This is a genomic window from Faunimonas sp. B44, from assembly GCF_052655945.1.
This window is the reverse complement of the sequence record NZ_JBQYEX010000034.1, coordinates 1-6,493: the sequence shown is the minus strand read 5'-3', so window position 1 is coordinate 6,493 and position 6,493 is coordinate 1. Positions and strand designations below refer to the sequence as shown.

Below are 6,493 nucleotides of genomic sequence, written 5' to 3'. Positions count from 1 at the left end.
CAGCTCACTCCATGTGATTCTTCGACCTAAGCCTCAGCTCAGGCATACTTCGACTGGATTTCCTGCGCGACCTGGCTCGGCACTTGCGAGTAGTGATCGAACTGCATCGTGTACTGGGCACGACCCTGGGTCATGGAGCGCAGCGTGTTGACGTAGCCGAACATGTTCGCGAGCGGCACCATGGCGTTGACCACCGTGGCGTTGCCCCGCATCTCCTGGCCCTGGACCTGTCCGCGCCGGGAGTTGAGATCGCCGATGACGGAGCCGGTGTAATCGTCCGGCGTCACCACCTCGACCTTCATGATCGGCTCGAGCAGCACCGGCCGCCCCTTCTGGGCGCCCTCGCGGAATGCCGCGCGGGAGGCGATCTCGAAGGCGAGCACCGAGGAATCCACCTCGTGATAGGCGCCGTCGATGAGCGTCGCCTTCAGGTCGACCATCGGGAAGCCCGCGATGACGCCGTTGTTCAGCACGCTCTCGATGCCCTTCTGGACGCCCGGCACGTACTCCTTCGGAACCGTGCCGCCGACGACCTTGCTCTCGAACGCGAAGCCGGCGCCCGGCTCCTGCGGCTCGAAGCGGATCTTGACGCGCGCGAACTGGCCGGAACCGCCGGTCTGCTTCTTGTGCGTGTAGTCGATGTCGGCCGCCTGCGTGATCGTCTCGCGGTACGCCACCTGCGGCTGGCCGACGGTGGCATCGACCTTGAACTCGCGCTTCATGCGGTCGACGATGATGTCGAGGTGAAGCTCGCCCATTCCGGCGATGATCGTCTGGCCCGATTCCTCGTCCGTCTTCACGCGGAAGGACGGATCCTCCTGCGCCAGGCGGTTGAGGGCGAGGCCCATCTTCTCCTGGTCGGCCTTGGAGTTCGGCTCGATCGCGATCTCGATGACCGGCTCGGGGAACTCCATCCGCTCGAGGATCACGGGCTTCGTGGGGTCGCAAAGCGTGTCGCCGGTCGTGGTGTCCTTGAGGCCGACCACGGCGACGATGTCGCCGGCATAGGCCTCCTTGATCTCCTCACGCTGGTTGGAGTGCATGAGCAGCATGCGGCCGATCCGCTCGCGCTTCTCCTTCACCGTGTTCTGGAGCATCGCGCCGGACGCGAGATGGCCGGAATAGATGCGGCAGAAGGTGAGCGAGCCCACGAACGGGTCGTTCATGATTTTGAAGGCGAGCATCGACAGCGGCTCGGCGTCGGAGGACACGCGCTTGATCTCGTCGCCGGTCTTCGGGTCGATGCCGCGGATCGCGGGAACCTCGACCGGGCTCGGCAGGAAGTCGACCACCGCGTCAAGAAGCGGCTGCACGCCCTTGTTCTTAAAAGCGGAACCGCACAGGACCGGATAGAAGGTCACGGCGCAGGTGCCGCGCCGGATCAGGCTGCGCAGCGTCTCGGCGTCGGGCTCGTTGCCCTCCAGATAGGCCTCGGTCGCAGCCTCGTCGATCTCGACGGCCGCCTCGACCATCTTCTCGCGCCATTCGGCGGCCTGGTCCACGAGATCGGCCGGAATGTCGCGGATCTCCCATTCGGCGCCGAGCGTCTCGTCCTTCCAGACGATCGCCTTCATGTCGACGAGGTCGATCACGCCCTTGAACTCGTTCTCCGCCCCGATCGGCAGCTGCACGACGACCGGCGTCGCGCCCAGGCGGTCGCGGATCATCTCGACGCAGCGGAAGAAGTCGGCGCCGATCTTGTCCATCTTGTTGACGAAGATCATGCGCGGCACGCGGTACTTGTCGGCCTGGCGCCACACGGTCTCCGTCTGCGGCTCCACGCCGGCATTGGCGTCGAGCAGCGCGATCGCGCCGTCGAGAACGCGGAGCGAACGCTCGACTTCGATCGTGAAGTCGACGTGGCCGGGCGTGTCGATGATGTTCAGGCGCCGCTTCTTGCCGTCGCGGCCCTGCCAGAAGGTGGTCGTCGCGGCCGACGTGATCGTGATGCCGCGCTCCTGCTCCTGCTCCATCCAGTCCATGGTGGCAGCGCCTTCATGGACTTCGCCCATCTTGTGGCTCTTGCCGGTATAATAGAGGACCCGCTCGGTCGTCGTCGTCTTCCCGGCATCGATGTGGGCCATGATGCCGAAGTTGCGGTAGTCCTCGATCTTGTACTCGCGAGCCATTGCTCTCGCCTCTTGGTTCGGAGTTACCAGCGGTAATGCGAGAAGGCGCGGTTCGCGTCGGCCATCCGATGCGTGTCTTCGCGCTTCTTCACGGCATTGCCGCGATTGTTGGCCGCATCGAGGAGCTCGCCGGAAAGGCGCTCCACCATCGTGCGCTCGTTGCGGGCTCGCGCCGCCGTGATCAGCCAGCGGATCGCCAGCGCCTGACGGCGCTCCATGCGGACCTCGACCGGGACCTGATAGGTGGCGCCGCCCACCCGCCGCGACCGGACCTCGATCTGCGGCATGACGTTCTCGAGCGCCTGGTGGAACGCGCCGACAGGATCCTGCCGGGTCTTGCGCTCGATCTCGCCCAGCGCGCCGTAGACGATCGCCTCGGCTGCGGACTTCTTACCGGCATGCATGACCGAGTTCATGAACTTCGAGATCACGGTGTCCCCGTACTTCGGGTCCGGGATGATCTCGCGCTTCTCGGCACGGTGACGTCGCGACATGAACGGCTTCCTTGAACCTACGAATTCTCAACGGCGGCCGGCGCGATCGCGCCGGCAACCCGGCCGATCACTTCGGCCGCTTGGCGCCATATTTGGAGCGGCGCTGGCGCCGGTCCTTCACGCCCTGGGTGTCGAGCACGCCACGCAGGATGTGGTAGCGCACGCCCGGGAGATCCTTCACGCGGCCGCCTCGGATCATGACGACCGAGTGCTCCTGCAGATTGTGGCCCTCGCCCGGAATGTAGCCGATGACCTCGTAGCCGTTCGTCAGGCGCACCTTCGCGACCTTGCGCAGCGCCGAGTTCGGCTTCTTCGGAGTCGTCGTGTAGACGCGCGTGCAAACGCCACGCTTCTGAGGGTTCGCGCCGAGCGCGGGCACCTTGTTGCGCCGCGGCTTGTCGCTCCGCGGCTTGCGGATCAGCTGGTTGATCGTCGGCATCTGTCGTTCCGGCCTCGGGGCGTTCGCCCGCTGCAATACGTAGAAAATCGCACCGTCCGCGTTGACGCGGCGGTGCAGCGGGACAGAGGATCACGGATTGCTCCGCGATCATGGCTTGCGTGTTTCGTGTCGGACCCAGGCAGCGTCTAAGTCGACTGGGTTTCACGCTTTGGACGCGCGAAACCGGGCTTCGGCTTACCGCCTGCCCGCGGGTGGCCTTCATCTAGACGCTGGGCCCTGGTGCGTCAACCCCGAAGTGATGCGAAGTCGCTGGGATTTCGCTGCCGCGACCGCATGGCGGCCGCGCCGTGCACGGCCGTCCTCAGATGAGGTACGGCACCGCGGCGAGGGCGGCATAGCCCGCCGTCAGGCCGAAGAACAGGATGGTACGCCAGATGAGACCGATACGCATGTCGTGGGATCCAGGGGGGTTCGACCGATCGTCAGGCGATGGGCGAGAACCGGTGCGGCCCGCTTTCGATGCGGGGCCAGGCCGGTTTCCATCCGTTGCTGGGAGATCGCTCCAATCGCGGCGCTAGATAGAGAGAGTGCTTCGCACGCACAATCGCCCGGATTTGGTTTCCAATTCGTTTTCGCCGCTGTTGTCTTTGCGCAACGCACGCCCCGAAGCCCATGCGGATCGCCGGGGCCTTTGCGCTGCACGGCCTCGTACCCAATGCCGTCGGCCGGGCATTCCAGGATCAGCCCCAGCCTGCAAAATCAGAAGGAGGCCGCGACACCTCCGCAAGTCGGAAGAGTGACGGAGACTTGCGTGGCCGGCGCCGGCGGCGGCTCGAGTCCCGCGACCATGCGTTCGGCGAACCGCCCGCAGCGGTCGGGGCGGCGGCGGATGGCGCGTCTTCCAGCATGTGACGAAGTCCGGACGCTACCTTCGGGTGAAAAGCAGACCGCGGTCCGGATCGAGCACGTAGACCCTGTTCGTCAGCGACTTCACCTGGCTCAGGCGCTCCCGGACGTACCGGGCGTGATCCCGCTGCAGGTAAAGGATGCCGTCGCCATCCCGATCGCCCGAGAGCGCTTCTGCCGCAACCGCTGCGGCCTCGCATCGCTTCAGCTCCGCCGCACTTCCGTGTCGGCCGGCGTGCTGAAATGCAGAGGCGGTACTTCGTTGGGTCACTCCATCGGCGGCGAGCGGACGATACCTCGGCCGCGGCGTCTCAGGCTGCCCGGCCGGATCCGATCGCCTGCCCGTCCGGCCGCTCGGCTCCAGGTGAGCAGCGAGGGACGGGCCGCAGACACGCAGGATTCCGGCTCCCGGGCGCCCTGCCCTCTTGCCCGCCTGCGACCGCTGACGGGCCGAAAGGCCCGCCCGCCAGGCGGTCCCGCACGCCGAGAGTCTGAAGCCGGACCATTCGAAGGAGAAAGGCGCCTCTGCGACGGCCGCCCGGCGCGAGCGGCGCGGGTCGTGGCGGAGAGGATGGGATTCGAACCCACGAGACGGTTTTCGCCGTCTACTCCCTTAGCAGGGGAGCGCCTTCGACCACTCGGCCACCTCTCCGAGGCCGTCAGTAGCTACGCAATCGCGGGGTTTCAAGCCTTGTTGCCGAAAATCGTCAATGCCGGCCGGTGCAGGATTGATGCACGAATCCAGTGTGAAACGAACTGATTGGCGCGCGCTGTTTCGGCGCCACTCTCGTCGTGCCGGTCCCGCCGAGAATCGAAAGAGCGACCCCACACTGTTACTCAGTGATGTCTTCAACCGCGCCGAGTCCGAGTTGGACGTCTTTCGGTCGCGTCGTCACCTGCCATGTCAGGAACCAGCCATCAGCCGTCCAGCTCGCCGCCATCCCGTTCTGGTGCTGATTGTGTCCGGACCCTAAGCGGCTTTTCAAGTTGCTCAACGCGCCCGGACGTAGCAACGAGAAGACCCCCAAGTACGGCCACAACGGAGGTCAGATCCGCAGAGTGGAAGTCGAACTGCTCCCGCTCACGATAGATTTTGCCGGGGAGCACTTCGTCCACGCTGCGGCCAAACCACTCTTGGCAGACCCTCTCGTTCGACGGACGGAACCGAGCCCGCCAGTCTTCAATCACGTCTGAATCGACAAAGTAATTTCGGTCGCGAACGCCGGAAACGATTCCACTTTCATAAAGGCGGTTCACTGTACTCAAATACATATCGGAAAACTTCACCGTCGGCGCGAAGGCATTCATAAGCGCCCGAAGGTACATCTCGTCCTGTTTTGGTGTGGGGTTCACAAGAGGAATGTCAAAATCAAACTTGACCCGACTGTCCTCCAACTGCAACGCGTCTAGAAAGTCCCGAAAAACGTTTGCGTTCCTCAGCATCCCCCTCGCGCTTGACCTAACGATCACTCCCGATCGCCCAAGGACGCGCTCGAGCATCGCAAGAAGACTCTCAAAGTTCAAATACGGATGATCAATATACTTATCCGCAAAAGCTCGGAAATCGCTGCCATTCGTGTCAGCAAAGCCAGGCCTCCTCTTCAGAGCCTGAAAATAGTGACCAACAAGAACGTCCGCTTGATCTTTGAGATAGATAATGACCTTGATTTCAAATCCGTAGTCAAGGGAGATTTTCGCCAAATCTGCGAATGCAGCCTCAGGCCATGCCGAAAAAAATTCTGATGATATAAGAACAGAACGTCCTTCTGGCTTCGACAAGACAAGTTTTAGCTGCTGTAGCGCTTTCCTTCCCTTCCCCATATCCAAATCAGAAAAGGAAAATCGAGCAATGCGCGCGCCATTGCCACTGGTAATCAGGCCTTCATCGGCAACACGGTGGTCGGACCACGGATACCTGACCCCAGCCTTAAACAACCGGCTTGCGTTACGTGCAAGGAACACCTGCAAGCTCGATGTCGCTGTCTTGGGCAGGCCTGCGTGCAGGTACAGTGTCGGCATCAGGATTCTAATCTCTCGCTAGCCTGCCATTGGTCCTTAGACACTTATCTGCTGTGCAGCCAGCCTACCGGCATTGTTCTGATAAGTCAGGCAGAATCAACATTCTGCGCAAAACTCAACAGACCAGCTCAGATAATTACGAGCGTGCAGGGCAGGTGTTCGTGCAGTCGTTGATCTTCACGTGCTGCACCCCTCACAAGCCTCGCCGCTAGGTATCTCGCGTCGCGGGGTGAGTCAATGAGGCCTGCAGGTCCTGTCCGGCGCCGCAAAACCTGATGGAATGCCCCCCGTTTCACCGCACACGCCAGCTATAGGGCCTGAGCTCGGGTGAACTCCCTCGGGGAGCGCATCCGGAGCGCTGAGTGAGGATGGACCTCGTTGTAATCGTCGATCCATCCGGCGATCTGCTGGAGCGCCGTCGCGGCGTCCGGCAGGGGGTTGATGCGCAGGTAGTCGCGCTTGAAGGTCTTCACGAAGGCTTCCGGCATACCGTTCGATTCCGGGCTCCGGACGGGCGTGAAGCACGGCACCAGGTTCAGCGCCAT

6 protein-coding genes and 1 tRNA gene are annotated in these 6,493 nt (G+C 63.1%); all 7 read right to left on the bottom strand.

Going from position 1 to position 6,493, the window contains the following annotated elements; translation table 11 throughout:
- Window positions 1-38 precede the first annotated feature (38 nt).
- Window positions 39-2,129 carry an elongation factor G gene (gene fusA, locus ACUN0C_RS19940; protein ID WP_445468162.1) on the bottom strand — a complete coding sequence of 697 codons (2,091 nt, stop codon included), beginning with the start codon at window positions 2,127-2,129 and terminating at the stop codon, window positions 39-41.
- Between the two features lie 23 nt (window positions 2,130-2,152).
- On the bottom strand, window positions 2,153-2,623 hold the full coding sequence (gene rpsG, locus ACUN0C_RS19935) for a 30S ribosomal protein S7 (RefSeq protein ID WP_445468161.1): 471 nt from the start codon (window positions 2,621-2,623) through the stop codon (window positions 2,153-2,155).
- Window positions 2,624-2,690: 67 nt separating this feature from the next.
- Window positions 2,691-3,062, bottom strand: coding sequence for a 30S ribosomal protein S12 (gene rpsL, locus ACUN0C_RS19930; RefSeq protein ID WP_445468160.1), 372 nt, complete (start codon window positions 3,060-3,062; stop codon window positions 2,691-2,693).
- Window positions 3,063-3,948: 886 nt separating this feature from the next.
- On the bottom strand, window positions 3,949-4,200 hold the full coding sequence (locus ACUN0C_RS19925; RefSeq protein ID WP_445468159.1) for a hypothetical protein: 252 nt from the start codon (window positions 4,198-4,200) through the stop codon (window positions 3,949-3,951).
- 289 nt (window positions 4,201-4,489) lie between these two features.
- Window positions 4,490-4,581: transfer RNA gene (locus tag ACUN0C_RS19920), tRNA-Ser, on the bottom strand.
- A 266-nt stretch (window positions 4,582-4,847) separates the two neighbouring features.
- A complete protein-coding gene (locus tag ACUN0C_RS19915) occupies window positions 4,848-5,948 on the bottom strand; it encodes a hypothetical protein (RefSeq protein ID WP_445468158.1) in 1,101 nt (366 codons plus the stop codon).
- 308 nt (window positions 5,949-6,256) lie between these two features.
- The coding region (locus tag ACUN0C_RS19910) for an integrase core domain-containing protein (protein WP_445468157.1) at window positions 6,257-6,493 on the bottom strand (237 nt) is incomplete at its 5' end.